The 26,456-nt window shown below is 33.3% G+C and carries 34 protein-coding genes, 1 tRNA gene and 2 other annotated features; of the genes, 3 read left to right on the top strand and 32 right to left on the bottom strand.

Annotation, left to right across the window (positions count from 1 at the left end):
• Positions 1–12 precede the first annotated feature (12 nt).
• The 6 genes from mraY to AC37UB_RS05310 form a co-directional block, all read right to left on the bottom strand.
• A complete protein-coding gene (gene mraY / locus AC37UB_RS05335) occupies positions 13–981 on the bottom strand; it encodes a phospho-N-acetylmuramoyl-pentapeptide-transferase (protein WP_117972543.1) in 969 nt (322 codons plus the stop codon).
• Position 982: 1 nt separating this feature from the next.
• Entirely contained in the window at positions 983–2,875 is a 1,893-nt protein-coding gene (locus AC37UB_RS05330; protein ID WP_117972542.1) for a peptidoglycan D,D-transpeptidase FtsI family protein, read from the bottom strand.
• Positions 2,875–3,267 (bottom strand): cell division protein FtsL, encoded by a 393-nt coding sequence (locus AC37UB_RS05325; protein ID WP_117972541.1) that lies wholly within the window; start codon positions 3,265–3,267, stop codon positions 2,875–2,877. The genes AC37UB_RS05330 and AC37UB_RS05325 overlap by 1 nt, the downstream gene beginning before the upstream one ends.
• A 1-nt stretch (position 3,268) precedes the next feature.
• Positions 3,269–4,234, bottom strand: coding sequence for a 16S rRNA (cytosine(1402)-N(4))-methyltransferase RsmH (rsmH, locus tag AC37UB_RS05320; RefSeq protein WP_241699283.1), 966 nt, complete (start codon positions 4,232–4,234; stop codon positions 3,269–3,271).
• Positions 4,235–4,253: 19 nt separating this feature from the next.
• Positions 4,254–4,685, bottom strand: a complete 432-nt coding sequence (mraZ, locus tag AC37UB_RS05315; protein WP_117972539.1) for a division/cell wall cluster transcriptional repressor MraZ — start codon at positions 4,683–4,685, stop codon at positions 4,254–4,256.
• 147 nt (positions 4,686–4,832) lie between these two features.
• Positions 4,833–5,207 carry a DUF3397 domain-containing protein gene (locus tag AC37UB_RS05310; RefSeq protein WP_117972538.1) on the bottom strand — a complete coding sequence of 125 codons (375 nt, stop codon included), beginning with the start codon at positions 5,205–5,207 and terminating at the stop codon, positions 4,833–4,835.
• 169 nt (positions 5,208–5,376) lie between these two features.
• Here AC37UB_RS05310 and AC37UB_RS05305 point away from each other — a divergent pair, with 169 nt between their 5' ends.
• Complete coding sequence (locus AC37UB_RS05305) at positions 5,377–5,496, top strand: DUF4044 domain-containing protein (protein WP_277756540.1); 120 nt, start codon at positions 5,377–5,379, stop codon at positions 5,494–5,496.
• Positions 5,497–5,524: 28 nt separating this feature from the next.
• Here the strand turns inward: AC37UB_RS05305 and recN are convergent, their stop codons facing one another.
• The 15 genes from recN to AC37UB_RS05230 form a co-directional block, all read right to left on the bottom strand.
• Positions 5,525–7,201 carry a DNA repair protein RecN gene (gene recN, locus AC37UB_RS05300; RefSeq protein ID WP_117972536.1) on the bottom strand — a complete coding sequence of 559 codons (1,677 nt, stop codon included), beginning with the start codon at positions 7,199–7,201 and terminating at the stop codon, positions 5,525–5,527.
• 16 nt (positions 7,202–7,217) lie between these two features.
• Entirely contained in the window at positions 7,218–7,664 is a 447-nt protein-coding gene (locus AC37UB_RS05295) for an arginine repressor (protein ID WP_117972535.1), read from the bottom strand.
• Positions 7,665–7,681: 17 nt separating this feature from the next.
• The gene (locus AC37UB_RS05290; RefSeq protein WP_117972534.1) at positions 7,682–8,509 is read right to left on the bottom strand and encodes a TlyA family RNA methyltransferase; all 828 of its coding nucleotides are present in this window, start codon (positions 8,507–8,509) and stop codon (positions 7,682–7,684) included.
• The gene (locus AC37UB_RS05285) at positions 8,506–9,405 is read right to left on the bottom strand and encodes a polyprenyl synthetase family protein (RefSeq protein WP_158559376.1); all 900 of its coding nucleotides are present in this window, start codon (positions 9,403–9,405) and stop codon (positions 8,506–8,508) included. Before AC37UB_RS05285 ends, AC37UB_RS05290 begins: the two co-directional genes overlap by 4 nt.
• 2 nt (positions 9,406–9,407) lie before the next feature.
• Positions 9,408–9,635 (bottom strand): exodeoxyribonuclease VII small subunit, encoded by a 228-nt coding sequence (locus AC37UB_RS05280; protein WP_117972532.1) that lies wholly within the window; start codon positions 9,633–9,635, stop codon positions 9,408–9,410.
• Entirely contained in the window at positions 9,632–10,981 is a 1,350-nt protein-coding gene (gene xseA, locus AC37UB_RS05275) for an exodeoxyribonuclease VII large subunit (protein ID WP_490685415.1), read from the bottom strand. The genes AC37UB_RS05280 and xseA overlap by 4 nt, the downstream gene beginning before the upstream one ends.
• Positions 10,978–11,841 (bottom strand): bifunctional methylenetetrahydrofolate dehydrogenase/methenyltetrahydrofolate cyclohydrolase FolD, encoded by an 864-nt coding sequence (gene folD / locus AC37UB_RS05270; protein ID WP_117972530.1) that lies wholly within the window; start codon positions 11,839–11,841, stop codon positions 10,978–10,980. The genes xseA and folD overlap by 4 nt, the downstream gene beginning before the upstream one ends.
• A 332-nt stretch (positions 11,842–12,173) precedes the next feature.
• Positions 12,174–12,617 (bottom strand): transcription antitermination factor NusB, encoded by a 444-nt coding sequence (gene nusB, locus AC37UB_RS05265; protein ID WP_490685414.1) that lies wholly within the window; start codon positions 12,615–12,617, stop codon positions 12,174–12,176.
• A 1-nt stretch (position 12,618) separates the two neighbouring features.
• A complete protein-coding gene (locus tag AC37UB_RS05260; protein WP_117972529.1) occupies positions 12,619–13,047 on the bottom strand; it encodes an Asp23/Gls24 family envelope stress response protein in 429 nt (142 codons plus the stop codon).
• 24 nt (positions 13,048–13,071) lie between these two features.
• Positions 13,072–13,629: an elongation factor P gene (gene efp / locus AC37UB_RS05255; protein WP_117972528.1), complete on the bottom strand. Its 558-nt coding sequence runs from the start codon at positions 13,627–13,629 to the stop codon at positions 13,072–13,074.
• A 37-nt stretch (positions 13,630–13,666) separates the two neighbouring features.
• Positions 13,667–14,731, bottom strand: a complete 1,065-nt coding sequence (locus tag AC37UB_RS05250) for a M24 family metallopeptidase (RefSeq protein WP_117972527.1) — start codon at positions 14,729–14,731, stop codon at positions 13,667–13,669.
• A 118-nt stretch (positions 14,732–14,849) separates the two neighbouring features.
• Entirely contained in the window at positions 14,850–15,134 is a 285-nt protein-coding gene (gene rpmA, locus AC37UB_RS05245; RefSeq protein WP_071456391.1) for a 50S ribosomal protein L27, read from the bottom strand.
• Positions 15,128–15,475, bottom strand: coding sequence for a ribosomal-processing cysteine protease Prp (locus tag AC37UB_RS05240; RefSeq protein ID WP_117972526.1), 348 nt, complete (start codon positions 15,473–15,475; stop codon positions 15,128–15,130). The genes rpmA and AC37UB_RS05240 overlap by 7 nt, the downstream gene beginning before the upstream one ends.
• A 22-nt stretch (positions 15,476–15,497) precedes the next feature.
• Entirely contained in the window at positions 15,498–15,806 is a 309-nt protein-coding gene (gene rplU / locus AC37UB_RS05235) for a 50S ribosomal protein L21 (RefSeq protein WP_071456389.1), read from the bottom strand.
• A 20-nt stretch (positions 15,807–15,826) separates the two neighbouring features.
• Positions 15,827–15,897: a sequence feature (ribosomal protein L21 leader region), on the bottom strand.
• 75 nt (positions 15,898–15,972) lie between these two features.
• Positions 15,973–16,587 carry a TetR/AcrR family transcriptional regulator gene (locus tag AC37UB_RS05230; RefSeq protein WP_158559374.1) on the bottom strand — a complete coding sequence of 205 codons (615 nt, stop codon included), beginning with the start codon at positions 16,585–16,587 and terminating at the stop codon, positions 15,973–15,975.
• Between the two features lie 270 nt (positions 16,588–16,857).
• On the opposite strand from AC37UB_RS05230, the gene AC37UB_RS05225 reads away from it, so the two are divergent.
• A tRNA-Arg gene (locus tag AC37UB_RS05225) sits at positions 16,858–16,931 on the top strand.
• A gap of 74 nt (positions 16,932–17,005) precedes the next feature.
• Here the strand turns inward: AC37UB_RS05225 and AC37UB_RS05220 are convergent.
• Positions 17,006–17,707 (bottom strand): O-methyltransferase, encoded by a 702-nt coding sequence (locus AC37UB_RS05220; protein WP_117972524.1) that lies wholly within the window; start codon positions 17,705–17,707, stop codon positions 17,006–17,008.
• Between the two features lie 141 nt (positions 17,708–17,848).
• Between AC37UB_RS05220 and AC37UB_RS05215 the strand changes: the two genes are divergently transcribed.
• The gene (locus AC37UB_RS05215) at positions 17,849–19,768 is read left to right on the top strand and encodes a fructose-1,6-bisphosphatase (protein WP_117972523.1); all 1,920 of its coding nucleotides are present in this window, start codon (positions 17,849–17,851) and stop codon (positions 19,766–19,768) included.
• Positions 19,769–19,868: 100 nt separating this feature from the next.
• Here the strand turns inward: AC37UB_RS05215 and rplT are convergent, their stop codons facing one another.
• The 10 genes from rplT to dhaK all read right to left on the bottom strand — a co-directional run bounded on the left by rplT (position 19,869) and on the right by dhaK (position 26,353).
• Positions 19,869–20,228 carry a 50S ribosomal protein L20 gene (rplT, locus tag AC37UB_RS05210; protein WP_071456385.1) on the bottom strand — a complete coding sequence of 120 codons (360 nt, stop codon included), beginning with the start codon at positions 20,226–20,228 and terminating at the stop codon, positions 19,869–19,871.
• Between the two features lie 66 nt (positions 20,229–20,294).
• The gene (rpmI, locus tag AC37UB_RS05205; RefSeq protein ID WP_071456384.1) at positions 20,295–20,495 is read right to left on the bottom strand and encodes a 50S ribosomal protein L35; all 201 of its coding nucleotides are present in this window, start codon (positions 20,493–20,495) and stop codon (positions 20,295–20,297) included.
• Positions 20,496–20,520: 25 nt separating this feature from the next.
• On the bottom strand, positions 20,521–21,042 hold the full coding sequence (gene infC, locus AC37UB_RS05200; RefSeq protein WP_117972522.1) for a translation initiation factor IF-3: 522 nt from the start codon (positions 21,040–21,042) through the stop codon (positions 20,521–20,523).
• 25 nt (positions 21,043–21,067) lie between these two features.
• Positions 21,068–21,204: a sequence feature (ribosomal protein L20 leader region), on the bottom strand.
• 177 nt (positions 21,205–21,381) lie between these two features.
• Entirely contained in the window at positions 21,382–21,573 is a 192-nt protein-coding gene (locus AC37UB_RS05195; RefSeq protein ID WP_158559372.1) for a hypothetical protein, read from the bottom strand.
• 202 nt (positions 21,574–21,775) lie between these two features.
• Positions 21,776–21,976 carry a cold-shock protein gene (locus tag AC37UB_RS05190; RefSeq protein ID WP_071456381.1) on the bottom strand — a complete coding sequence of 67 codons (201 nt, stop codon included), beginning with the start codon at positions 21,974–21,976 and terminating at the stop codon, positions 21,776–21,778.
• Positions 21,977–22,158: 182 nt separating this feature from the next.
• Positions 22,159–23,148 (bottom strand): DhaKLM operon coactivator DhaQ, encoded by a 990-nt coding sequence (gene dhaQ / locus AC37UB_RS05185; RefSeq protein ID WP_117972520.1) that lies wholly within the window; start codon positions 23,146–23,148, stop codon positions 22,159–22,161.
• A 103-nt stretch (positions 23,149–23,251) separates the two neighbouring features.
• Positions 23,252–24,385, bottom strand: coding sequence for a glycerol dehydrogenase (locus AC37UB_RS05180; RefSeq protein WP_241699282.1), 1,134 nt, complete (start codon positions 24,383–24,385; stop codon positions 23,252–23,254).
• Positions 24,386–24,400: 15 nt separating this feature from the next.
• Positions 24,401–24,769 (bottom strand): dihydroxyacetone kinase phosphoryl donor subunit DhaM, encoded by a 369-nt coding sequence (dhaM, locus tag AC37UB_RS05175; RefSeq protein WP_117972518.1) that lies wholly within the window; start codon positions 24,767–24,769, stop codon positions 24,401–24,403.
• The gene (dhaL, locus tag AC37UB_RS05170) at positions 24,770–25,348 is read right to left on the bottom strand and encodes a dihydroxyacetone kinase subunit DhaL (protein WP_490685413.1); all 579 of its coding nucleotides are present in this window, start codon (positions 25,346–25,348) and stop codon (positions 24,770–24,772) included. It abuts the gene before it with no gap.
• Between the two features lie 15 nt (positions 25,349–25,363).
• Positions 25,364–26,353 (bottom strand): dihydroxyacetone kinase subunit DhaK, encoded by a 990-nt coding sequence (gene dhaK, locus AC37UB_RS05165; RefSeq protein WP_117972516.1) that lies wholly within the window; start codon positions 26,351–26,353, stop codon positions 25,364–25,366.
• Between the last annotated feature and the right edge of the window lie 103 nt (positions 26,354–26,456).

Here is a 26,456-nt window from a genome sequence, read left to right as displayed (position 1 = left end):
CTTGATATCTCCTTAATTATATAAAATGCCCAATGTCAATGCTGACATCACTAATCCTACTATCCAAAAAACAATGTCTATCTTCCATTCTGACCAACCACTTAATTCAAAATGGTGGTGTATTGGAGACATTTTAAAAATACGTTTGCCTGTTAATTTAAATGATGCTACCTGTAACATGACACTAAGTGTTTCTATAACATACACTAAACCGATTAATAAAAGTGTCCATTCTTGATGAAGTAAAATAGAAATAGTGGCTAACATACCACCTAAAGCAAGAGAACCAACATCTCCCATAAAAATTTTTGCTGGTTTTTTATTAAAAATTAAAAAGCCAAAAAGCGCTCCAACAGTTGCTAGGCAAATCAATTCAATAGCAAATTGTTCTTGTTTGTATGCAATAATAGCATAGGTTCCAAAAGAAATCATACCTAAACCAGATACTAAACCATCAATACCATCTGTTAAATTCACTGCATTTGAAAATCCGACCAACCAAATCACAGCAAACAATCCATATAAAAAGCCAAAATTAACATTTCCAATCAATGGGATAAATAATTCATCTGTTACACTATTTGATTTCATCACAGCGTAAAGAATAATCCCACCAATAATTTGACCAATTAATTTTTGTGTTGAATTTAATCCTAAATTTCTTTTTTTAAACACTTTAATGAAATCATCAAGAAATCCTAATAGTCCATATAAAAACAAAATAAATAAAATACTCCAAAAAGAAAATGTCATTTCTTTTTGCCAAGCACCAACAATAAGAGAAGTTAACAAAATACTTATTAAAAAAACAACTCCTCCCATAGTTGGTGTCCCTGATTTTGCAAGATGACCTTCAGGACCTTCTTCACGAATCGCTTGTCCCATTTTCTTCATTTTAAAATAACCTATAAATAGTGGCATAACCATCAATACAAAAGCCACTGCCAATGATAATGGTATTAATAATTCTACTCCGTTCATGTTATTCTCCTTTATCCGTTGTGGTATCTACCTTAAAAGCATGTTTTAACATACCGTTTGATATTTCTGAAATTAATTCTGATGGTGACCCGAATTCACCAGTAATCACTGGTTTTTTCATTGTAACGTACATGATATATTCTGGATTTTCTGTTGGTGCAATTTGAACTACTGAATAAATATAATCATTGGCTCCTGTTAAAAGTTGGCCATTTTCAAATATTTGGGCTGTTCCTGTTTTCGCAGAAACATTCACACCATCAATATTATAAATACCATACCCAGTCCCATATATTTCGTCATTGACAGTATCTTGCATGTATTCAAGAACTGTTTTTGCTGTTGCAGCTTTTATTGGTTCTCCTACCACTTCTGTTTTAATTTCTTTTTCTTTTCCATCTTTATCCACTATTTTCTTAATATATCGCGGTTTTAACATTTTACCCTCATTTGTTATAGCTGTATATGCTTGCATCATCTGCATATTTGTCACAGAAATAGCTTGTCCAAAAGCTGTCATTGCCATATCAACAGGATTTTTATCACTAATACTTCCTGTTGCCTCAAGCGGTAATCCAGAATCAGTTGAATGACCAAATCCAAAACGTTCCAAATACTCTGGCCATATTGAACCCATTTTTTGTTCCAAATTAACCATACCAACGTTACTTGACCAAGCCAATGCCTGTCTATACGTCAACTGTCCTTTTCCAGCCGGTACCCAATCACTAATTGTGGCATCATATAACTGAGTTCGTCCTGAGGTAAATGTCTCATTATATGGAAATTTTCCCGAATCAATGGCTGCTGCAACAGTAAAAACTTTCATCGTAGAACCAGGCTCAAACGGTCGTTGAACAAGTAAATTTTCCCAAACAGGATCAGGTTGCCCTTTTTCTTTATATAATCCTTCTTTTGTTTGTGGATCAAAAGTTGGTCGTTGTGACGCTGCTAAAATATCACCAGTTTTAGCATCCATTAAAATAGCTGTCATATCCTCTGGTTTAGCTTTTTCATTCACACTATCCATCACATCTTCTAGCCTTGTTTGTAAGTTAGTATCTAACGTTGTATAAATATCTTGTCCATCTTTAGCTTTTTTATCAATGACTTCTGTCCCAGGAAGTTCATTTCCCTTGCTATCTTTTTGATAGTACTTAAATCCATCCTCTCCTTTTAACACATTATCATAGGTATTTTCTATACCTAGTCCATTTTTACCACTTAATTTACTATTTTCTTTATCCGTATCTTCTGGTTGTGCATATCCTATGAAATAAGAAGCAAATTTTCCATTCGGATATAATCTGTCAGGGTGCTCCTTAAAATAGATACCAGTAATATTCTCTTTTTTTAATGCTTCCTCAATATTGTTTCTAGTTTCTAAACTTAGATTTTTTCCTTTAGAACCAAATTCTACATTAGTAATTAACTTACCGTCTTTATTTTTCTTAGGTGTTAATTGTTCTAAAACAAGTTTTTTATCAATTCCAGTATACTTATTTAAAATATCAGCAATTTTATCATGATCTTTATCATGCACAAAAAGCTCCACGTTATTAATCCCTTTATAGTTTTTGTCAAGTTCTGCGTATAACGAATAAGAAGTAGCATCTTCAGCAAGTGGCAGCCCATTACGATCGAAAATGGTTCCACGTTTTGCTTTTATAACGCTACTTCCTTGATATATTTTTTGTCTTTCAGAATCAAGACTTTGCGAACCGACCTTACCAACTGTTATGATGTAAACGAAACGTAAAGAAATTAAAACAAAAACAGCAATAGAAGCATAAAACAGGATAACCCCCACTTTTTTTCTATTGCCTGCTGGTGTTAAACTTTTTTCTTGTATTTTTTTGTTTATTTTTCTAAAAAATTCTTTTATTTTTTTCATCATTTTATTTTCCTTATATTCTCATCACGCATTTGCATTCCAGCAGATTCGGCAATTTTTTTCAAACGTTCAGTTCGTTGCAACTCATTTTTCTCTTGATCAAGAGTTTCAATATCTTGTTGCATCTGTTTGCTATCTGCCTGAAGAGAAGAAATAGCTTCTTCCTCACGGTTAATATAGGTTGTCATTCGAATAGTTGCAACCGCCAAGCATAAAAATGTTGCAATAAATACAGTGAAAATAAACTTTTCTAATTTAGTCACTTTTTTCAATTTACTCTGTGGAATTATTGGGGGTTGCACTTCTTCCAATGTACTATTCTCCTTACTAACAGGTGAGTTAACTGGAGAATCATTATATGTAAATGGACTTTGCTTTTCTGGCAGAGACATGTTAATCCACCCTTTCAGGAGCTATTTTTTCGATAATACGTAATTTAGCACTACGAGATCGATTATTCATCCCAAGCTCTTCATCTGAGGCCACGATTGGTTTTCTATTAATTAATTTTATATCAGGTTGATATTCAACTGGTATAATAGGCAGTCCAGGTGGCAAGTCTTGAGGTGTACTGTATTCCTTAAAAATGTTTTTCACTAGCTTATCTTCTAATGAATGAAATGTGATGACACTAATTCGACCAGTTGGTTTCAGTAAATCAATGGCTTGTTCAAGTGTTTCACTAATAACATCCAACTCACTATTTACTTCAATACGAATCGCTTGAAAAATACGTTTAGCTGGATGTCCACCTTTTCGTCTAGCAGGTGCTGGTATAGCTTCTTTAATAATTTCAACTAGCTCTCCCGTTGTTTCAATTGGTTTTTCAATCCGTCGTTTTTCAATCAAGCGAGCCACTTGTTTTGAAAATTTTTCTTCACCATATCTAAAGAATATTTTAACTAATTGTTCATAAGTATATTCATTTACAACTTCTTTAGCCGTTAAATAATTTGTTTGGTCCATCCTCATATCTAATGGTGCATCCTGATGGTAGCTAAATCCTCTTTCTGCTTCATCTAACTGAGGTGATGACACACCCAAATCATAAAGAATTCCATCTACTTGTTGGACACCTAATTCATTCATTTTTTCTTTTAGATAACGAAAATTACTTTTAACAAACGTTACTTTATTTTGTTCTACTTCATCTAATAAAAATTTTTTAGCGTGTTCAATTGCACGTTCATCTTGATCAAAGGCATACAAATGGCCTTTATTGGATAACTGGGACAACAGATATTGACTATGCCCAGCACCACCTAATGTACAATCTATATATATTCCATCTGATTTTATGTTTAATCCATCTACTGTTTCTTTTAATAGAACAGTAATATGTTTAAATGTTTCTGACATTTTCATTCTCCATTTTTACTTATATTCCAAAATCAATAAGGCTTTCTGCGATATCATCAAAATTTTCTTCAGCCTCTTTAGAAAATGCTAACCAGCGATTTTCGCTCCAAATTTCGATTCTATCGGATACCCCTATAATGATACAAGGTTTTTCTAATCCTGCAAATTGTCTTAATTTAATAGGAATATTAATACGTCCTTGCTTATCTATTTCACACTCTGTTGCTGCGGAATAAAAAAATCGAACGAATGTCCTAGCATCTTTTTTAGTAAGTGGCATGTTTTTCATACTCTCTTCTAGGCGAGACCAAGACTCTAGTGTATAACCAAATAAACAGCCATCCATTCCTCTGGTAACAATAAATCGTTCACCAAGAGAATCTCTTAATTTAGAGGGAACGATTAGACGTCCTTTTGAGTCAATATTATGCTGGAATTCTCCCATAAACATAACTAGGTCACCTCACAACGCCACTCAATAATTTCAGTCTACCACATTACCCCACTTTCTACCACATTCTTATAAAAAAAATTATAATTTATCATAGATTTTAAATAATTATCAAAAAAGCATCTTCTACCTAATAGAAGATGCATACTAACGTTTTAAAAATAAAATAATACTACCGATAATCAAAACAACATAAATCATTAATGTTACTAAAAAAGCAATCCGCCACAAAATCTTAAAATAGCGTCGATAATTGATATCATGAAAATAATAAGCAAGCATAATTGCAACAATCATCCCTATGAAAAAAATCATTAAAAAGACATATGCTAAAAAGCTTTTACCTAACGTTCCTACGGATACAAAGTGAAGCCCTATAAAAAAGAACGGTGTTGCTATATCAGGTGTTTTTATACCATACTTTTTATCAATATTTGTTTTTTTTACAAGTAAATTACTTGCAATAATCACTATAACTGGAAATAAGTACCAAAAAAATAGTGCAACTGTAAAATTTGGCATTCTTTTTATCCCTTCGTAGACATTTAATTAATTCTATTATAAGCATTACTCTGCTGTCTTTCAATTTATTTAAGCATTTTTTTACATTTTATTGATTTTCTTGCTATTTTTATAAATCTCATTGTAAAATATAGCATAATAACTATAATATTGGAGTGAATACAACATAATGGATAAAAAACCACAATCAACATTTAATAAAATAACTAAAGTTGTAATATGGATTATGCTTATTGTAACAATTGGCGGCTTAGTTTTAACCTCTTTAGCAGCCTTAGGAATTATTTAACTAAAAAAGACCACTAACATTTAATCAGTTAGTGGCCTTTTTTTGCTAAAGCTAATAATTCCTTAGCATGCTCTTTGGTTAACTCAGTAACATCTGCACCAGATAACATTCTTGCTATTTCATTGACCCTTTCGGTTTTTGTTAATTCATTAACGATTGTTTGCGTACGATTATCCTTAACTACTTTTCTAATAAAATATTGCGTATCGGCAATAGCTGCAACTTGTGGCAAATGGGTAATACAAAGAACTTGCGAATATTTTCCTATTTGATGAATTTTTTCAGCAATTGCTTGAGCTACTCTTCCACTAACGCCCGTATCTACCTCATCAAATACAATACTTGTCACTGATTGTGTGGCAGAAAAAATAGTTTTTAAAGCCAACATAATACGAGATAATTCTCCACCTGAAACAATTTTTGTTAATGGCTTAGGAGATTCACCAACATTAGTAGATAAATAAAATTCAATTTTATCTAGTCCATTTATTGTTAATTCAGTCTCTATAAAATCAACTTTAAAGATTGCTTGTTCCATGTAAAGGCTCGCTAATTGTTTCATGATATTTTTTTCTAATACGTTTGCAACACTACGACGTATTTGACTAATATTTTTAGCTAATTTATTTAACTCATTTTTGTCCTGTTCTAATTTCTCTGTTAATTTATTAACATCCGTTGTATTTCCTAATTCTTCCGACAATTCCTCTGATATACCTTTAAAGTATTCTAATATTTCACCAACGCTATCACCATATTTTCTTTTCAACTGTCTAATGACATCTAGTCTATTTTCAATGACAATCAGTCGCTCATCATCCATCTCTAGCTGCTCCAAAGAACTACTAACTCTCCCGGTTGCTTCTTGCAAGGAATAATAAGCTGTTCTTAATAGTTCTGTTGTTTCAGAATACTCCTCATCAATCGTTTCTATTTGTTCCATTTCAGTCATCGCAGCACCACTTAATGTGACAGCATTTAATTCTTCATTATCTAAATATTGATAGGTTTTCTTTAATGAATCCATAATTTTTTGGAAATTCATTAATTTACGTCGTTCTTCAATTAATGTTTCTTCTTCTCCATCCGTCAACTGTGCGGATTCTATTTCTTTATACTGAAACGTTAACATATCCATTCGTTGAGCAAATTCTTTTTCATTATTTAATAAATGGTTGACGTGCTCTTTAAGAGACATGTAGTTCTTAAATTTTTCTTGATAAACTGTTAATTCATTACCTAATTGTTTCATGCCATATTGATCTAATAAATGCAAATGATTAGAAACATGCATTAATTCTTGATGTTCATTTTGACCATGAATATCTACTATATATGGTCCTATTTCTCGTAATATTTTTGTAGTAACAAGTTGTCCGTTAATGCGACAATTATTTCGTCCAGTACGATAAATTTCACGCTGTATCACCAATTGTCCATCTGATGGCTCTATTCCATTTTTTTCTAAAAAAGTTGCTACATCTTCATTATCTGACACAAAAAAAGACCCTTCAATACGACACTTTTCTGCCCCATCTCGTATATAATCAATTGATCCTCTACCACCAGCAATAAGTCCCATTGCATCAATAATAATTGATTTTCCCGCGCCAGTTTCACCTGTTAAGACGGTCATACCTTCTCGAAAAGGAATTGTTAAATTAGAAATAATCGCAAAATCCTGAACTGTTAACTCTTGAATCATATCAGTCATCACTCCATTATGTCATAGATAAAATTTCTCTTTCTAACATACGCGCTTGTTCATGGGTTCGCGTAATAATGAGTAATTTATCATCGTTAGATACAACAGTAAATAAACTTTCTTCATAAACAAATTCGACTAACTTACCAATAATCACCCCAACTCCAGGCTCTAATTGAAGATTCACTAAATTGTCCATCGTATCAATACTGATAAATGATGTTCCCATCATTTTTTCTAAACGACGCTTTTCAGCTGTGTCATTTTTAGGTAAAAAATATTTAAAAACCCCATTTTCATCAACTTGTTTAATTAAATTTAATTCTTTAATGTCCCTTGATACAGTTGCTTGTGTGACAGGTATACCCCGATCTTTTAACATTATAACTAACTCTTCTTGTTTCCCAACATTTTCTTCAAATATTATTTTTTTTATTAGTTTTTGTCGTTCGGATTTTCTCATACTCAGCCTGACCTCTCTTATTCATTCAAGTGATTGTGGGCTCTTTCTACTAACTCTTCTATTATTTCACGTCCCAAATAATTTCCGGTTGTTTGGCAAGGTCTTAAGTAAGCAAGAAACTCTATATTCCCTTCCCCACCAGTAATTGGAGAATAGTCTAACTTCACTACGTCAAATTGAGATTCCGTCATCATACTAATCATTTTATTTAATACATCCATATGCACTTTTTTATCTCGAACAATTCCCTTTTTTCCCACTTGTTCTTTTCCTGCTTCAAATTGTGGTTTAATCAATGCCACAACTTCTCCATCTTCCGAAATGATGTTTCGTAAGACTGGAATAATCAATTTTAATGAAATAAACGAAACATCAATTGTGGCAATATTTGGTTGACCTAATTTAAAATCCGATAACTTAGCATATCTAAAATTCGTTTTTTCCATGACTTCAACACGTTCATCTTGTCTTAATTTCCATGCAAGTTGATTAGAGCCGACGTCCAAAGCGTAACTCATCATCGCCCCATTTTGTAAGGCAACATCAGTAAATCCTCCAGTTGATGACCCAATATCCAATAAGGTTCGGTTTGAAAAATCAATATTAAATACTTCAATTGCTTTTTCTAATTTCAAACCACCACGAGACACATATTTCATTACTTGTCCTTTTAATCTAAGTTCAGTTGCAATCGGAATTTTTTCTCCAGGCTTGTCATAACGAATATTTTTTTCATCACAAACTAAACCAGCCATGACTGTCCGTTTTGCTTTTTCTCTTGTTTCACACAGTCCTTGTTGCACTAAAAGAACATCAACACGTTCTTTTCCTACTTTTTCTTTCATTCTATTTCCTTCAATTCTTTTAGTATTTCATCTAATATTGTCAAATCAATTATTGGGCGTTTTAACTCTAATTTGACTTGATTCAACGCTTCTTTTGCCTCATCACATTTCTCATAAAAAGCTTTTCTAGCACCAGATAATCCCAATAGGGATACATAAGTTGATTTATTTAACTTTTCATCACTACCAGTGTGTTTACCGATTAATGCTTCATCCCCAATAACATCAAGTAAATCATCACGAATTTGAAATGCAATCCCTAAAGCAGTTGCATACTGTTCTAGTTTATCCTGAACAAAGATATTAACATCCGCTATAATACACGCCATTTCGACAGCACTTTTTATTAATGCTCCTGTTTTTTTCTCATGAATTTTCTGCAACTCTTCCAAAGAAACTGGTTTATTCTCAGCCTGTATATCTTCTACTTGTCCTGCAATCATTCCTTTTGTACCAGCACTAGCTGATAATATCTCCATGATTTTAACTAGCTTTTCAGACTCAATATCAGCCAAAGATAATAAGTGAAACGCTTCAGTTAACAACCCATCTCCTGCTAAAATAGCTAACGCTTCTCCAAATTCAATATGATTTGTTGGCATTCCACGACGTAAGTCATCATCATCCATCGCTGGCAAATCATCATGAATCAACGAATAGGTATGAATCATTTCAAGTGAACTTGCCACATCATATTCAGACTGTGTAATAGAGTAATCAAATAAATCTAACGTTGCTAAAAAAAGAAGTGGACGAAATTTTTTTCCACCCGCTTTAATAGAATAAATCATTGATTTAGTTAATTCTTCTCCAATCGTTTCTTCCCGAATAAATTCACAAATACTTTGTTCAATCTTTGGTGCATTCATTGCGACAAAATCAGAATAATTTGTCATCATTACTCTCCTTTAGCTTCAAACTCTATTTCTTGACCATCTTGACTCATGACTTTTGTTAAGGTCTTTTCGGCATTAGCTAATGTTTCTTGACACTGCTTACTTAATTCTACACCACGTTGAAATTTTTCTAAAGCTATTTCTAACGGAACATCCCCTGATTCAAGCCCTTTAATAATCGTTTCTAACTCTTCCATTGATTCTTCAAATGTTTGTTTTTCTTTGGTCATATCATCCCATCGCTTTCTATTTCTTTTACAATTGTTATTATTTTACCATCTGATACATTTAACGTCACTTCATCTTCAATTTTAACATCTGATACGCTTTTTACAATATGTTGTTGTTTCGTAACATAACTATATCCTCTGCTCATTGTTTTTAAAGGACTTAATAAATCAAGTGATTCAGCCGCTTGATAAAAATGCTTTTCTTTATTAAGTAACAGCTGTTGCATCGAACGCTTAAGTGTTTGTTCAAAAAAAGTAAGCTCTTGATGACGTCTTTTTATTTGTTCTGAAGGGTTTTTAAGTCTTAATGTTTCAGATTGTTTTTGCCACTGCGTTTGTTTTTCATGCAATGTATTTATAATGGTTTGTTTCAAACGTCTGTCTAAACCATCTAATTGTAAGTAAAAGGCTTCGTATAATCTATTCGGTTGCTTAAACATCACTGACTGACTCAATTTATCATAGTTAGCCCGTTTATGTTTCAACTGATTATTTAATGCATTGTATAAACGCATTTGTTTTTCACGAATTTTTATTAACTCTTCTTTTAATACTGGAACTGCTAATTCTGCAGCTGCAGTAGGTGTTGCCGCTCTAACATCGGCCACTAAATCAGTCAGTGTCGTATCTGTTTCATGCCCGACAGATGAAATAACAGGCGTTCTGGATTCGAATACCGCTCTTACAACTTCCTCCGTATTAAAAGACCATAAATCCTCAATAGAACCTCCACCACGACCAACAATCATGGTATCAAAACTTCCTATCTCATTAATTTCTCTAATCCGTTGAGCAATTTCTTTAGAGGCATCGTCTCCTTGAACTTTTGTTGGAAATAAAACGAGTTGTGCAATCGGATAACGTCTTTGAATAGTTGTGATAATATCTTTAATTACCGCGCCACTAGGACTAGTGACAACAGCAATGCGTTTAGGATATTTAACTAATGGTTGTTTATGACTTTCTTTAAATAGCCCTTCTTGATTTAGCGAATTTTTAAGCTGTTCATAAGCTTGATAAAGCGCTCCTACACCATCTGGTTCTATATGATCAATATAAATTTGATAATTTCCTGATGCTTCATAAAGCGAAATTCGACCAACTACTAAAACTTTCATGCCTTCTTCTGGTTGAAATTTTAATTTTTGATAAGCACCTTTAAACATCACCGCAGATAATTTAGCTTTTTCATCCTTCAAGCTAAAATATTGATGACTGTTTGCTCTAGGTCTAAAATTTGATACTTCTCCAGTTAAATAAACTTTCTCCAAATAAGGATCTGCTTCAAATTTTCGTTTTAAATACCTTGTTAAGGCTGTTACTGTTAAATAATTTTTTCCCGTCATTCTTTTTCTTCACCACAATACTTTCTTCCCTGGTTCATGGTTTGCTCCATTAACATCGTAATCGTCATTGGTCCAACGCCTCCTGGAACAGGTGTGATGGCACTAACTTTTGGCAATACATCTTGGTAATCAACATCTCCAACTAATTTGCCCTCACTATTACGATTCATTCCAACATCAACCACAACAGCTCCTTCTTTCACATAATCTGATGTGATAAATTCAGCTTGTCCAATTGCAGCTACCAACACGTCTGCCGTTAGCGTTTCATCCTTCAAATTTTTTGTTTTTGAATGAGCAATTGTCACAGTCGCATCTTCATTCAACATCATATGCATCAATGGTTTACCGACGATATTACTTCGACCAATAATCACAACTTTTTTCCCAGCAAGTTGAACATTATGCTCTTTTAACAAAGTAATAATGCCATATGGAGTACATGGATGCATGTCTGGATCTCCTACAAATAATTTTCCAACATTTAAAGGATGGAAACCATCCACATCCTTTCTAGGATCAATGGCTAATAATACTTTTTCTTCATCTATATGTTTTGGTAGCGGTAGTTGAACTAAAATACCATCTACTGAATCATCTTGATTGTATGATTCAATAATTGATAAAAGATCTTCTTCTTTAATCGTTGTATCTAATCGTCTCACAATTGAATTAAATCCTATTTTTTGTGCTGATTTCTCTTTATTTTTAACATATACCTTACTTGCACTATCTTCTCCGATTAAAATGACCACAAGTGTTGGTATACGATAACCTTTAGTTTTCCATTCTGCCACTTCATTGGCTAAATCTTCTTGCATTTTATTTGCTAATGCTTTCCCGTCTAAAATTACTGTCATAGTCTCCATCCCCTCATTTTTTCATTTCGTTCTATTGTATCATAAGCTATTTTTGATAAAAAATATCATCTCGTTTAATAAAAAAACTAATTATGATAATATTCCTTAGTTAAAGGTCATCTTATCATAATTAGTTCTTATTATACTATGAATTTATATTTCAACAATAAAAATTACTGAATACTTTCATTTCTATTTACGTTAGTTGAAGACATTATCTACTTTATTTTTATACATAAACATATTAAACTAGCCATTAACACTTACTTACAAAAACTCCTAGTAGCTTATTTAAAAAGACAAAAAGAAATTAATCTTTTTGTCTTTTATGATTAAACAGTTTCTGTTTCTATATCTTCTAATACTGATGACAAAACACCATTAATAAAACGTTTCGATTCGTCATCGCTATACGTTTTAGCTAATTCAAGCGCCTCATTCAATGATACTTTGTTAGGTATATCTTTTAAATATAGCATTTCAAAAATGGCTAGACGTAAAATAATCAAATCAGCTTTAGCTAAACGATTAATTTTCCATCCTTTCAAATGTTTTTCAATCACTTCGTCAAGTATGTCTTGTTTTTCCGTAATCCCAGTTACAACCACTTCTAAATAAGTAGGAATCACTAAATCTTCTTCCTCTAACTCAAAACTCTTATCCATTAGTGATAGTGTATAACTAATGGAATCAATAATTGCAGCATCTTCTTGATACATCATTGAAAAAATTGTTTGAAAAGCTACTTCTCTTAATTGGTGTCTTGTTAATCCCACTCTAATCTTCCTCATCTTCTGAATCAAATAATTCATTTAAATCTGGCAATGTTGTTTTTTCAGGAACAACGCCAACAACATGGACATTTACTTCTGCTATCTCTAAATCTGTCATATAAAGAACCTGTTGTTTCACCTTTTCTTGCATATCAATAGCTGTTTTAGGCACTGATACACCATAATTCAAGAAGCAATACAGGTCAATTTTAATCTTGCCAGCATCATTTGTTAAATACACACCTTTGTCATGAACAGAACTTCCAAACAGTTCAGCAACGTTAGATGCTAAGTTACCGCGCATACCATAAACACCAGATACTTTGGATGCAGCAATACCAACAATAACTTCTATGACTTCAGGAGCAACGACAATTTCTCCATCAATCGCTTGATTTTGGTTACTTAATACCAAATTTTTATTTTCTGACATTAAACTTCCTCCTTTAGTTTATCACTATGCACGAGAAACATATGACCCATCAGTTGTATTAATAATCAAACGGTCACCAGCATTAATAAAGAATGGTACTTGGACAACTAACCCTGTTTCCATAACAGCAGGTTTTGATCCCCCTGATGATGTATCTCCTTTAATTCCTGGTTCTGTTTCTTTGACTTCTAATTCTACCGTATTTGGAAGATTTATTCCAATAGTTTCTGTTCCATACATCATAATATGACATTCGCTATTTTCCAATAAGTAATTTAATTCTTCTGCTATCTGTTCTTGTGGTAACTCTAGTTGCTCATAAGTATCCATATCCATAAAGACATAACTGCCTCCAGATTCATAAAGATATTGCATTTTTTTATTATCTATTTGAGCTTTTGCGACTTTTTCTCCACCACGAAATGTTTTTTCAGCAGTATTTCCATTTCGTAAATTTTTTAATTTTGTTCGAACAAACGCTGCACCTTTTCCTGGTTTAACATGTTGAAATTCAATGACACGATAAATATTACCATCTACTTCAATTGTTAAGCCTGTTTTTAAATCATTAACTGATATCATAACGGCCTCCTAAAATACTATTTTTCACATGAATTATCTATAAAATAATAAGCTCTTTTGGAGAATGTGTCAATCGGTCAATACCATCTTCTGTCACTAACATATCATCTTCAATTCGAACCCCACCAATTCCTGGCAAATAAATTCCTGGTTCATTTGTGATAACATTTCCTGGAACAAACATTTTTTCAGCTAATTTAGAAACATTTGGTCCTTCATGAATTTCTAAACCAATTCCATGTCCTGTTGAATGACCAAAAGCATCACCATATCCTTTTTCAGCAATATAATCCCTTGCTACTGCATCTAATTCTATACCAGTCATACCTGGCTTAGCTGTATCCAAAACCAATTGTTGTGCTTCTTTAACAATTTGATAGATTTCTTTCAATTTTTCACTTGGTTCACCTAAAGAAATCGTTCTTGTCATATCAGAAACATACCCATTATAATAACAACCAAAATCAATCGTAATAAAATCGCCAACTTCGATAACTTTATCACTTGCAACACCATGTGGCATAGCTGAACGTAATCCACTTGCGACAATTGTATCAAATGATACACCACTTGCTCCTAAACTTCTCATATAAAAGTCTAATTCATTTGCTACTTGTATTTCAGTCATTCCAGGTTTGATGTAAGTTAAAATATGTTCAAAGGCAGCATCAGCAATTTGACAAGCTTTACGAATGGTTTCAATCTCAGCGATATCTTTTACTTCACGTAAAGTTTCAATCACTCCTGTTACTGGTATTAAATCAACATCTACTAATTCTTCTAACACAGTGTATTGGAAAAACGATACTGTTTGTTCTTCAAATGCCATATTTTGAACTTTAGATTGATTCACTAGATCAGCAGCAACATTAAAAGCTGGTTCAACATTTTTAACAATTTCATATCCTACACATTGTTCACTTGCTTGTTCAGTGTATCTGAAGTCTGTAATAAAATATGCTTTGTCTAGAGTGATTAACGCAATACCTGTTGTTCCAGTAAAGCCTGTTAAATATCTTAAATTATATGAATTTGTAATTAAAAAACTATCTATTCCACGTTCCACCATTTTACTTCGTAATTTTTCTACACGTTCCATCATTTACGTCGCCCTCTTTTCATTATGCTACTTTTTATTATAACAAACTTATCAAGGAAATAAAATCAAACAAAATAAAAAAGCAACTTATCCCAACGAATAAGCTGCTTTAGAGTTTTAATTATTTAGCCACTGGATAAACTGATACTTGTGTTTTTTCGCGACCTTTGCGTTCGAAACGAACAACTCCGTCCACTTTTGCATACAATGTATCATCTCCACCACGACCAACATTTTCACCTGGATAAATTTTTGTTCCGCGTTGACGGTATAAAATTGATCCACCTGATACAGTTTGACCATCAGCACGTTTAGCACCTAAACGTTTTGATCTTGAGTCACGACCGTTAGTAGTAGAACCTCCACCTTTTTTATGGGCGAATAATTGTAAATTCATTTTTAACATGGATTTGCACCTCCTTGACTGAGTTTAACTTGTATAAATGCTTGATTATCAGCTTCAATTGAGCGTAGCCCAATTAATAAACTGTGAACCAATAAATTTGTTATATCAATTTGTTTATCTGATAAAGAATCCAATCTTTCAAAATAAAGATATCCTGACTCCATTTCATAAATGGGCATATAGTCTGCTAGTTCGTTAATACTATTTATCGTATTAATTGACAAAGCAGATGCTGCTGCACACACTATGTCGTATCCATAAGGACCTGATTCAGCATGTCCATCCATTTCAAATGATAAAAAGTCACCGGTCTCAGTTTGCTTAAATTTAGCCTGTATCACAAGCATACCTACTTTCTAAAAATTAGGCATTAATTGCTTCAATCATAACTTTTGTATAAGGTTGACGATGACCTTGTTTACGATGACTGTCTTTTTTAGGTTTATATTTGTAAGTGACAACTTTCTTTTGTTTTCCTTGTTTTTCAACAGTTCCTTCAACAGTTGCTCCTTCAACAAGTGGTGTTCCAACTTTTGTTGATTCTCCACCTACTAAAACGACTTCATCAAACACAACTTTACCGCCAGCTTCTACGTCTAATTTTTCAACGTAAATGGCTTGACCTACTTCTACTTTAACTTGTTTTCCACCAGTTTTTACAATAGCGTACATGTTTGTTCCGCACCTCCTTCTTCTATACTTAGACTCGCCGTTACAAGCGACTTGCGTTCTTAATACTTGTTTCGTGCGGTTGTAGTTGTGGTGCACACAAATACAACATTAACATTCTACCAAAAAAAAAGAGAACGGTCAATAACTTTTGACCATTCTCTATAAATTAGAGTGTTTCAGATACAAAAAAGTCGGACAACCCAACTTCAATAAACAATTCAGAGCGATACATTTTTGATACCATTGCGGCAATATAATGATTCGCGTAAATCTGACCTTCACTAACCCACGCATTTGAAATACCTAGCAACGAGTATACAACAAAGTTATTTACCAATTCTTTTGGCATTTTTCTAACTGGGATAGAGTTACCATAGTTCACATGAGCTAATACGTAGTCATATAAACGTTCACTAAATAATACGCGGTAATCTTCTGCATCGTTTTCATTTAGTAACGTAACAAAAAATTCTGGTGAGTTACCAATATAAGCAAACACACGATCTAAAACAATTCGTGGAATTTGTTTTTCTTCATCACCTTGATAAGGAATGTACTCCACCACTGATTCATAGAAATCTTCAATGATTTCTTCCATAATGGTTTCAATAAATGTATCTTTATCTCGATAATGTAAATAAAAAGTACCTCTAGTAACACCTGCTTGATTTGTTAAATCTTTGATGTTCATTTCACTCAAACTACGTGTTTTTAACAAATCTAGAAAAGCTTGTCTTAATTTTTTACGAGTTTTAATGACTCGTGGATCGATTTTCCCCATATTGTATATTCCCCTTACACATAAATTAATTGTTATATTGTTTAATTTCCCCATAATATCAACAATACTTTTGTAAGTATACATCATACTTCTACTTTTTGTCTAGTTTTTTAAAATTCCGTTTGTTTATCATCCATTTTTTCTTCTGTTTTTCCTTTTACATAGGTTTTTTTAAAAAATAAATTTTTATAAAAAAACAGTTGACTATCCTGTGAAAATTGTTTATGATTATTCTGTTGTTTGAAACAACCAATACTACTTATTCATTCAGTCGCAGTAGCTCAGCTGGATAGAGCATTCGCCTTCTAAGCGAACGGTCGGGGGTTCGAATCCCTCCTGCGACGTTATTTAACCCAACTGTTAATTTATTTATCAGTTGGGTTTTTTATTTTAATAAAAAATAAGGAATGTGACTCTATCACATTCCCTTGTCACTTTTTAAGTGTACATTATCCACTTCTTTTGAAATCATTAACACGCCATCTCCTAAGGGAAGAATCGTGACAGATAAGTCTTCATTTCCTAGTACGGTATCATATAATTGATTTAATTTTCGATAAATAGTTCGCTGGCTCTTAGGTATATCCTTTATATCATGCATGACTGTTCCCGCTTGAAATACGTCATCGATCATAATCACGCCACCTGTTTTTACTAACCTTAAACATTCTGGTAAAAACTCAATATACTTTGATTTTGCACTATCCATAAATATAAAATCATATGGCCCATCAAGAGTTCCTAATAAATCTTTTGCGTCACCTTCTAGTAAAGTTACTTGATCTTCAATTTCTAATTGTTCAAATGTATTCTTTGCTCGCCTAATCATAACGTCAAATCGGTCAATCGTCGTCACATGACTATCTTTTCCCATAGCCTCTATCATCAAACTAGCAGAAAAACCAATAGCAGTGCCAATTTCCAAAACATTTTTTGCTTTAATTTGTTTTAAGAAAAATCGTAAAAACGTCGCTGTTTCATTTGGAATAACTGGTACTCCTGTTTCTTTAGCTTCTTCTTGGACTTTTCCTACTTTACCGCTCATTTCCGGTTGTCTATGCCTAAGTAATTCTATTATTTCATCTTTTAAAACTGGACGATACATCATTTCATTTCTCATTTTTTATCACCTACCCCATCCTTACAAATTATACAAATTTTTTTATCGTTTGACAATTAGGTATTTTTTACTAATTGGTATATATTGACTAATAATGTATGATAGACTACTATTAAGGTAAAAAGAAAAGGTTTAGATTATATGATAGAACAAAATAAATATCTTGATTTACTTTATAAACAGTATGAAAATGAAGAAAACATTATTAGCGAAATCATAAATTTGAAAGCGATTCAAAACTTACCAAAAGGCACTGAACACTTTGTTAGTGATTTACATGGGGAGTTCAATGCTTTCCAACATTTATTAAGAAATGGATCGGGTAATGTAAAAGAAAAAATAAATGATGTCTTTAATAATGAATTAACTTTTAATGAAAAACAGAACCTTGCTTCACTTATTTATTATCCCGAGGAAAAATTAAAACATCTTGAAAAACAAATTAACGCTAATTGGTATAGACAAACAATTGATCAATTAATTCGTTTAATAAAATTTAGTGCGAGTAAATATACTCGCTCAAAATTAAGAAAATCTTTACCAAAACGTTTTTCATATATCATTGAGGAGCTACTTTATCAAGTAAAAACTAATGCTGATAAAGCAGAATATTATAATCAAATCATTTCTAATATTTTGACGCTCAAACAAGGAAACGCTTTAATTATTGACCTGTGTTACACTATCCAACGTTTAGTTATAGACCATTTACACGTTGTCGGCGATATATATGATAGAGGACCTGCACCAGATAAAATTATTGACGCTTTAATGAATTACCATTCAGTCGATATACAATGGGGAAATCATGACATCATTTGGATTGGTGCAGCAGCAGGTTCTCCTATTTGTATGATGAATATCATTCGCATTTCAGCAAGATATAATAACTTAGATATTATTGAAGATACTTATGGTATCAACTTACGACCGTTACTGACTTATGCAGAAAAGTACTACCTAGATAATCCAGTATTTCAACCGAAAACAACACCTGAAACGATATCTTCAAAAGAAGAGCTGTTAGAGACAACCAAAATACATCAAGCAGCCGCTATTTTACAATTCAAATTAGAGGAACAATTGGTTTCTAGGCGACAAGAGTTTAATATGGATCATAGAAAATTTTTAACAACTGTCGACTACACTGACTTATCGGTTCACCTAAAAGGAAAAAAGTATACTTTAACCAACACCTGTTTCATGACAGTAGATCCTAATAATCCCACTAAATTAACATTGGAAGAAGAAGATATTATTGAACGTTTAATGCATAACTTTATCCATTCAGAAAAATTAAAACGCCATACTGATTTTTTAGTAAGAAGAGGAAATATGTACCTGGTCTACAATGATAACTTGCTTATTCACGGTTGCGTTCCTTTAAACCAAGATGGTTCATTAAAAGCTTTCCATATCAACGGACACGCGTATAAAGGGAAATATCTATTAGATTTTTTTGAAACCAGCTTAAGAAGAGCTTACGCTAATCCACATAGTCATAACGATATCGACACAGATTTACTTTGGTATTTATGGTCAGGAGAAAATTCGTCATTATTCGGAAAAAAAGAAATGACTACTTTTGAACGATATTTCATTAAAGACAAGGAAACTCACATAGAAGAAAAAAATGCTTATTATAAACTTAGAGAGAATCAAGAAACGATTTCTTTTATTCTTTCTGAATTTGGTCTAAACAAGAAAGATAGCCACCTTATAAATGGTCATACTCCTGTTAAAGAGATTAAGGGAGAAACACCTATTAAAGCAGGAGGAAAAATGTTAGTAATCGATGGAGGATTTTCAAAACCTTATCAAAAAACAACCGGTATCGCCGGATATACTCTTTTATATAATTCTTACGGCATGCAATTAGTTGCTCATAAACCTTTTTCCTCTATAGAAGAAGTTATTTTACAAAACGATGATATTGCTTCAGTCAAACGAATTGTGGATAGACCTGTGGATAGAAAATACGTAAGAGATACGACTATTGGAGCAAGTTTACAAGAACAAATCAATGACCTAAATAAACTATTGAATTATTTAAACTATTAATAAAAAAACACATGCTTTTTAGATTTATCTCACCTAAAAAACATGTGTTTTTCATATAAAAAATCTAGAAAACATACATTCTCTAGATTAATAACTCTTATTATTTAGCTAAAGCAGCTTTTGCTTGGTCAGCTAATGTTGTAAATGCTTCTGCATCATGAATAGCAATATCAGCTAACATTTTGCGGTTCATATCAATGTTTGCTAATTTTAAACCATGCATGAATTTAGAATAACTTAAACCATTCATACGAGCTGCTGCGTTAATACGAGCAATCCATAATTTACGGAAGTTACGTTTTGTTTGACGACGATCTCTAAATGCGTATGTATAAGAAGTCATCACTTGTTCTTTTGCTGTTTTATATAATGTATGTTTTGAGCCATAGTAGCCTTTAGCTAACTTAAGCACTTTTTTACGACGTTGGCGAGTTACTGTTCCACCTTTTACACGTGCCATGATAATTCCTCCTTGAGTTGTTCATTATTTCAATATATATTTTTAGCTATTATCAGGAACTAAAAATTATTTCATGCGAGTCAATTGTTGACGAATACGTTTGTAATCGCCTTTTGATACCATTGCTGGACGACGTAATTGACGACGTTGTTTTTTAGTTTTTCCATGGAAACGGTGACTAGTAAATGCACGATGTCTTTTAAGACCTCCACCACCAGTACGTTTTACACGTTTTGCTAATCCACGGTGTGTTTTCATTTTTGGCATGTTATTTTCCTCCTCAGATTCTTACCTACTTATCTGTTTTTGGTGCAAGCATGATAAACATACTTCTACCATCCATTTTCGCTTTTTGCTCAACAACTGAGATATCACTTGTTTCATCTGCTAAGCGATTTAAGACGTTCTGACCAATTTCTTTATGGGTAATCGCACGACCTTTAAATCGGATAGAAGCTTTCACTTTATCACCTTTTTCAAGGAATTTACGCGCATTACGCAATTTGGTATTAAAATCATTGACATCGATTGTTGGGCTCAAACGAACCTCTTTCACATTAATGACTTTTTGTTTTTTACGGGCTTCGCGTTCCTTTTTCTGTTGCTCAAAACGGAATTTTCCATAATCCATAATTTTTGCAACTGGTGGTTTAGCATTTGGTGATACTAAAACAAGATCAAGATTTGCTTCTTGAGCAATTCTTAAAGCTTCTACTTTAGATTTAACACCTAGCTGTTCTCCGTCTACTGCAATTAAACGTAGTTCTCTTGCACGAATGCCGTCATTCACCATATTATCTTTTGCTATGGTCATTCACCTCCGAATTTTTTAGAGAAAAACACAGAAAAAAACGAGCTCTTTACAAATAAAGACCCCGCACCAAAATAGTATTTGATATTATATCAAAACTAAACGTTATCTAGCCCAACAATTTTTTATTGTTAAGGCGAGAAGCGGGTGCTTCTGCTTTAATTTCTCAACTTCTTAATTGTATAAGAATCAAACAAAAAAGTCAACAACTTTTTTATCATTTAATAACGTAGTATTCTATACTTGTTCTAAACATTATGTATGATATCTATCAGAAAGGATGAACAGCTCCTTCCATCGTGTTATGTTTAAAGAGTGTCATCTATGGGGTTAATTCCCATCTTAACCATTGTCAATTACCAACTGTACTATGCCCCATACACCATTTAATTTTTCTAAAATACGCCTGACACATTTTTTATCTTGCAATCCATTATCATCTGAATTTTCTGATACCACTTGGAAACAACTTAAAATAGATGATTGTACTCTTGAAAATACAACCTGGTTAAATACATCTCTTGATTCACTCAATCTTTCTACGTGCCACTTTGAACAGATCCACTTTTCTCCTGATAAAATCCAAGGACTTAATCCAAGGACTTATTGTAAATATGGATAAAATGATTAGCATCGGTTTAGCCCTTAGTATGGTGATAGACAAGCCATTTGATTCAAACAAATAAAAAACCACTTAAGAATTAACTTAAGTGGTTTTGTTTAATTAAAAGTTAGATTAAGCTTTAACGATGTTAGTTGCTTGAAGTCCACGTTGACCTTCTTCAACATCAAAAGTCACTTCTTGACCTTCTTCTAAAGTTTTGAATCCGTCACCTTGGATAGCTGAGAAATGTGCAAATACATCTTCTCCACCTTCTTGAGTGATAAAACCAAAACCTTTTTCAGCGTTAAACCATTTTACAGTTCCGTTTGCCATGTTGTGTTTCCTCCTTATTATCGCGTAATCATATACGCATATTTTGTTGCAATAAATGTGACGCTTAATAGGAGAAATGTAAACAGAACGTTAATTTTCCTAAAACGAATCAAATATACTACGCTTATTAATATATCATAAGTTTCATTTAAATACAACCTTTTTTTCAAATAATTAATTTTTTACCAAGCAAAAGCATTAGTTGGTTTTTCGAGATACTCTAACCAACTTTCTTCGATAATTTCTAAAAGAGTCAACGAAATTCCAGCCATATCAGTTGATGTCATATAATTTCCTGTTTTAGCGTAAACAACCGTTACACCCTCTAACTCTAACAGCCTTTTGACATCATTTGAAAAAACATACTGCTCCATTACCGTCGTTGTACCCAAACCATTTATAAGGATTGCAAATCTTTTATTAGTATGATCATCATACTGAACGAGTAATTTATTTAATAGCTCATTGGCTAAGTGTTCTGACGAATGAAAGGGTTCACTTCGATATCCTTCTTCACCATGAATGCCAATACCAAAGGAAATCATATCTTTTTCTAAGGTAAAGTTAGACGTTTCTCCAGTTAAACTTGTCCCACTTGACAAAGCCACCCCTAGACTATTCATTGAGTTGATGACTTTTTCTCCTATTGAAACTAATTCATCTAATGTTTTCCCTTCACTAGCTGCCGCTCCCAGTATTTTATGTACAAAAATAGTTCCAGCAACACCTCGACGTCTTTTTTCAAAACTTCCGGTTTCAACTGAACAGTCATCATTGACAATCACGTGAGAAACCTTATGACCCGCGTCTTTCGCTTGCTTTTCTGCTTGTAAAAAATTACTGACATCAGCCTCAAAGTTTTTTATGACTAATAAAACGCCGTCACCTTGATCTGTTTTCTGAATGGCTTTAAATACCTCTTCAGCTGTTGGTGGAATAAATACGGGGCCGCTCACCGAAGCATCAAGCATATTTTCTCCAATATACCCAAAATGTGCTGGTTCATGGCCACTTCCCCCACCACTAATGATTGAAACTTTGTTTGGTATACTGCTTTTTCGTAATAATATACCTGTTTTAGGAATTCTTTGTAAGATATCTTGATGAATGTATGCCACACCATTTAAAACTTGTGAAACAGTATCGTTTGGTTTATTGATAATCCGCGTCATAACATCCCCCCTTCTTCTTTTTCCTCCCTAGTCTAACATAAGTATATAAAACAATAAACAGCCAGATCATAGAGCATTCTGGCTGTTTGAAACCTTTAAATCATTATTTATGTTTCGCTTTGTAATCACGACCAATCTTATCTGCTGCAATAATGGCAGCCGCAACTTCTTCCTCAACAATAGGGAAAGGCATAGAGTGAATTGATTCTTCTGGAATACAAGCCTTTTTAGCCACTTCCATTGCTTCTTCAAACGTAATGCTTTCTACGCCAATGTCTTCTAAACAAACTGGTAAGCCAATAGATAAACTAAAATCAAGTACTTCATGTAATTCTTTTTGTGAGGCATTTTCTAAGACTAATTGACAAATCACACTAAAGGCAACTTTTTCGCCATGGAAATATGAATGAGTTCCTTCTAAAGCAGTTAATCCATCATGGATTGCATGAACAGCAGCTAAACCACTACTTTCAAATCCTAAACCGGATAATAAAATATTGGTCTCAACAATATTTTCTAACGCTGGTGTCACGATGTTATTGTCACATGCTATTTTGGCACTGTAGCCATTTTCAAGTAATGTCTCATAACATACTTTAGCTAATGTGTAAGCTGCAATCGTATTTTTAGCAGGAGCTGTTTCTTTTGTCACATACCCATTTGGTAAACCGGCATTAACATTTGAGAATGAATTCGCTGTTGCACGAGCTTCAAATAATGTTGATAACGCATCCCCCATACCTGATACTAAAAATCTGGTTGGTGCATTAGCAATAATCGTTGTATCAACCATGACCACACTTGGGCTTTGTTTAAAGTAAGCATAGTCATCAAATTCACCATCTTCAGTGTATAAAACAGCTGAATGACTTGTTGGTGCATCAGTTGCAGCAATAGTTGGCACGATAATTAAGTGATCTCCTTCAGCTACACATTTTGATGTATCAATGGCTTTACCACCACCTAAACCAATCACACAATCGGCTTCATTTTCTTTAGCAAATGCTTGTAACCTTGCTACTTCACCACGTGAGCATTCCCCATTGAAATGACTTGGAATAAATGTGATACCAAATTTTTCTGCTGTCTTGTCTAGTTTTTCTTGCACACGATTAATATCATCTTGATGTGCGATTAAAAGAGCTGTCTTTCCAAATGTTTTAACATAATAACCTAAGTTCAGTAATTCATCTTCGCCTTGTACATATTTTGATGGACTAATAAATGCTTTTCTCATGATTTTTCCCCCTAGTTATTTTACCTTTAATTCGCTTAATTGTTCTTCAATGGTTTTTAAATCAGCACCAGCTTGTATTAACGCGGCCGCTGTATAACTACTTTCCACTAATGCTGTATCATATAAAATGACATTTTTATCTGTCATGTCCATTGCTAATTCCAAGTTCATTTTAGCACTTCCTAAGTCATAAAAAGCCAGGATAGTGTCTGCTTCATTTTCTTCAAATGCTGACATAATCGTATCAAAACTAGTTCCAATACCGTTGTCTTCCAAACCGCCAGCTGTTGTAATCGAAACATCTTTGGCTACTTCTTTGATTAAACGAGTAATACCTGTTGTAATCTCTGATACATGTGATACTAATACGATTCCTAAACTCATCTATTTCACTCCTACTTCTATCATAGCTTCAAATAGGTAACTACTTGACATAGCACCTGGATCAATGTGTCCAATTGAACGTTCACCTAAATAAGAGGCACGTCCTTTTGTTGCTTTCATCTCTTTTGTTTCTTCGGCAATTTCTTTCACTTTTTCTTCTGTTAAAGAACCGTCTTTGAGAGATTCAATGACACGTGACCAAGTATCAAGCATTGTTTTTTCGCCTTGCTCACTTTTGCCACGTTTTTGAATTTCACTCATGCCACCTTCTAAAATTGTCACCAAATCATCTGATTTCATTGATGCTTTTGTCATTCCCATAAAAGCAGAACCATATAAAGGACCAGAAGCCCCACCGACTTTACTAATCAATGTCATAGCCGCTAACTTAAAGACATCTGTTGGTGTTTCTGGATTTTTTTCTTCGATAACTTTCATCATTTCACTCGTTCCACGAGCCATGTTAGCACCATGATCACCGTCTCCGATTGGTGTATCTAAATCACTTAAATACGCTTTATTTTCGCCAACTTTATCTGTAAAAAGTTGTAACCAATTTATAATTTTCTTTGCTTCCATACAATTTTCTCCTTTTTACCACGCAATTGTTGTAACAGGTGCTTTCAATGCTTCTGTCCATTCAGGTGTATCTAGGTGAATCATCGTTAACGATAATCCTTCCATATCAATTGATGTCATCACATCACCAACTTTTTTGAAGTCAACAATTAATCCATCTTCTTCTAATAGCGCTTTCACATCATTCATGAAAACAAACTGTTCCATTAATGGTGTTCCACCTAAACCATTCACTAACACACCATATTTATCACCAGATTTCCAGTTAAATTCATCTTTTAGTTTCCCAACTAATTCTTCAGCTAGTTTTCTTGATGATTGTAGTTTTTCTTTACGATAACCAGGTTCTCCATGGATTCCCACACCGAATTCAATTTCGTCTTCTTCTAAAACAAATCCTGGTTTCCCTACAGCAGGAACTGTTGCACCGGTTAAAGCAACACCTAGTGTTTTAATGTCTTTAACTAATTTGTCCCCGATTTCTTTTATCTCAGCTAATGTTTTACCATTTTCTGCGGCATGACCCAAAATTTTATGAACGAAAATAGTTCCAGCAACACCACGTCTTCCAGCTGTGTATGTGCTATCTTCAACCGCAATGTCATCATCAACTAAAACTGTTTCAACTTCAATGCCTTCCATTTCGGCTAAATCTTTTGCCATTTCAAAATTCATCACGTCACCAGAATAATTTTTAATGACAAGTAATACTCCAGCACCATCATCGGCTGCTTTAATTCCTTCTAGTACTTGATCTGGAGTAGGTGATGTGAAAATTTCTCCACAAACAGCGGCACTCAGCATTCCTTTTCCAACGAATCCAGCATGTGCAGGTTCATGACCACTTCCTCCACCACTTACGACACCGACTTTGTTACCAGAAATAGTCTTTTTAGCAATAACGTTTGTTCCTGGAACTCGTGTTACTAAATCACTATAAGCGTAAGAGAGTCCTTCAAGCATTTCATTTAATATATCATCTGTTTGATTAATTATTTTTTTCATCGTCGCTTCCTCCGTTTTCTTATCTATGTCTGTATTATATAAAGAAAAGGCTTTCTTCGTAATGGACAGTTTTGAAAATGTGTCCGCTTTCAAAAATGAATCA

This window comes from Vagococcus changpingensis (assembly GCF_058211775.1).
This window is presented reverse-complemented; position numbering and strand designations above follow the sequence as displayed.

Excerpts from the sequence above, each read along its gene's own strand:
- folD (WP_117972530.1), bottom strand. The coding sequence starts at position 11,841 with ATGACAGTAATTTTAGACGGGAAAGCATTAGCAAATAAAATGCAAGAA.
- rplT (WP_071456385.1), bottom strand. The coding sequence starts at position 20,228 with ATGGCACGTGTAAAAGGTGGAACAGTAACTCGCCAACGTCGTAAAAAA.
- AC37UB_RS05260 (WP_117972529.1), bottom strand. The coding sequence starts at position 13,047 with ATGTCAGAAAATAAAAATTTGGTATTAAGTAACCAAAATCAAGCGATT.
- AC37UB_RS05250 (WP_117972527.1), bottom strand. The coding sequence starts at position 14,731 with ATGATGGAACGTGTAGAAAAATTACGAAGTAAAATGGTGGAACGTGGA.
- AC37UB_RS05295 (WP_117972535.1), bottom strand. The coding sequence starts at position 7,664 with ATGAGAAAATCCGAACGACAAAAACTAATAAAAAAAATAATATTTGAA.
- dhaL (WP_490685413.1), bottom strand. The coding sequence starts at position 25,348 with ATGGAAGCAAAGAAAATTATAAATTGGTTACAACTTTTTACAGATAAA.
- AC37UB_RS05215 (WP_117972523.1), top strand. The coding sequence starts at position 17,849 with ATGATAGAACAAAATAAATATCTTGATTTACTTTATAAACAGTATGAA.
- recN (WP_117972536.1), bottom strand. The coding sequence starts at position 7,201 with ATGATTCAAGAGTTAACAGTTCAGGATTTTGCGATTATTTCTAATTTA.
- mraZ (WP_117972539.1), bottom strand. The coding sequence starts at position 4,685 with ATGTTTATGGGAGAATTCCAGCATAATATTGACTCAAAAGGACGTCTA.
- dhaQ (WP_117972520.1), bottom strand. The coding sequence starts at position 23,148 with ATGACGCGGATTATCAATAAACCAAACGATACTGTTTCACAAGTTTTA.
- dhaK (WP_117972516.1), bottom strand. The coding sequence starts at position 26,353 with ATGAAAAAAATAATTAATCAAACAGATGATATATTAAATGAAATGCTT.
- AC37UB_RS05330 (WP_117972542.1), bottom strand. The coding sequence starts at position 2,875 with ATGAAAAAAATAAAAGAATTTTTTAGAAAAATAAACAAAAAAATACAA.
- AC37UB_RS05310 (WP_117972538.1), bottom strand. The coding sequence starts at position 5,207 with ATGCCAAATTTTACAGTTGCACTATTTTTTTGGTACTTATTTCCAGTT.
- AC37UB_RS05190 (WP_071456381.1), bottom strand. The coding sequence starts at position 21,976 with ATGGCAAACGGAACTGTAAAATGGTTTAACGCTGAAAAAGGTTTTGGT.
- AC37UB_RS05180 (WP_241699282.1), bottom strand. The coding sequence starts at position 24,385 with ATGAGAAAAGCATTTATTAGTCCATCAAAATATGTACAAGGCGAAGAT.
- AC37UB_RS05230 (WP_158559374.1), bottom strand. The coding sequence starts at position 16,587 with ATGGGGAAAATCGATCCACGAGTCATTAAAACTCGTAAAAAATTAAGA.
- AC37UB_RS05220 (WP_117972524.1), bottom strand. The coding sequence starts at position 17,707 with ATGAGAAATGAAATGATGTATCGTCCAGTTTTAAAAGATGAAATAATA.
- AC37UB_RS05325 (WP_117972541.1), bottom strand. The coding sequence starts at position 3,267 with ATGTCTCTGCCAGAAAAGCAAAGTCCATTTACATATAATGATTCTCCA.
- rsmH (WP_241699283.1), bottom strand. The coding sequence starts at position 4,234 with ATGTCAGAAACATTTAAACATATTACTGTTCTATTAAAAGAAACAGTA.
- rpmI (WP_071456384.1), bottom strand. The coding sequence starts at position 20,495 with ATGCCAAAAATGAAAACACACCGTGGATTAGCAAAACGTGTAAAACGT.
- rpmA (WP_071456391.1), bottom strand. The coding sequence starts at position 15,134 with ATGTTAAAAATGAATTTACAATTATTCGCCCATAAAAAAGGTGGAGGT.
- rplU (WP_071456389.1), bottom strand. The coding sequence starts at position 15,806 with ATGTACGCTATTGTAAAAACTGGTGGAAAACAAGTTAAAGTAGAAGTA.
- AC37UB_RS05285 (WP_158559376.1), bottom strand. The coding sequence starts at position 9,405 with ATGACAAATTATTCTGATTTTGTCGCAATGAATGCACCAAAGATTGAA.
- AC37UB_RS05290 (WP_117972534.1), bottom strand. The coding sequence starts at position 8,509 with ATGAAAGAAAAAGTAGGAAAAGAACGTGTTGATGTTCTTTTAGTGCAA.
- mraY (WP_117972543.1), bottom strand. The coding sequence starts at position 981 with ATGAACGGAGTAGAATTATTAATACCATTATCATTGGCAGTGGCTTTT.
- AC37UB_RS05305 (WP_277756540.1), top strand. The coding sequence starts at position 5,377 with ATGGATAAAAAACCACAATCAACATTTAATAAAATAACTAAAGTTGTA.
- infC (WP_117972522.1), bottom strand. The coding sequence starts at position 21,042 with ATGACCATAGCAAAAGATAATATGGTGAATGACGGCATTCGTGCAAGA.
- efp (WP_117972528.1), bottom strand. The coding sequence starts at position 13,629 with ATGATATCAGTTAATGATTTAAAAACAGGCTTAACAATTGAAGTAGAT.
- AC37UB_RS05280 (WP_117972532.1), bottom strand. The coding sequence starts at position 9,635 with ATGACCAAAGAAAAACAAACATTTGAAGAATCAATGGAAGAGTTAGAA.
- xseA (WP_490685415.1), bottom strand. The coding sequence starts at position 10,981 with ATGACGGGAAAAAATTATTTAACAGTAACAGCCTTAACAAGGTATTTA.
- dhaM (WP_117972518.1), bottom strand. The coding sequence starts at position 24,769 with ATGAGTTTAGGAATCGTATTAGTATCACATGTATCAGAGATTACAACA.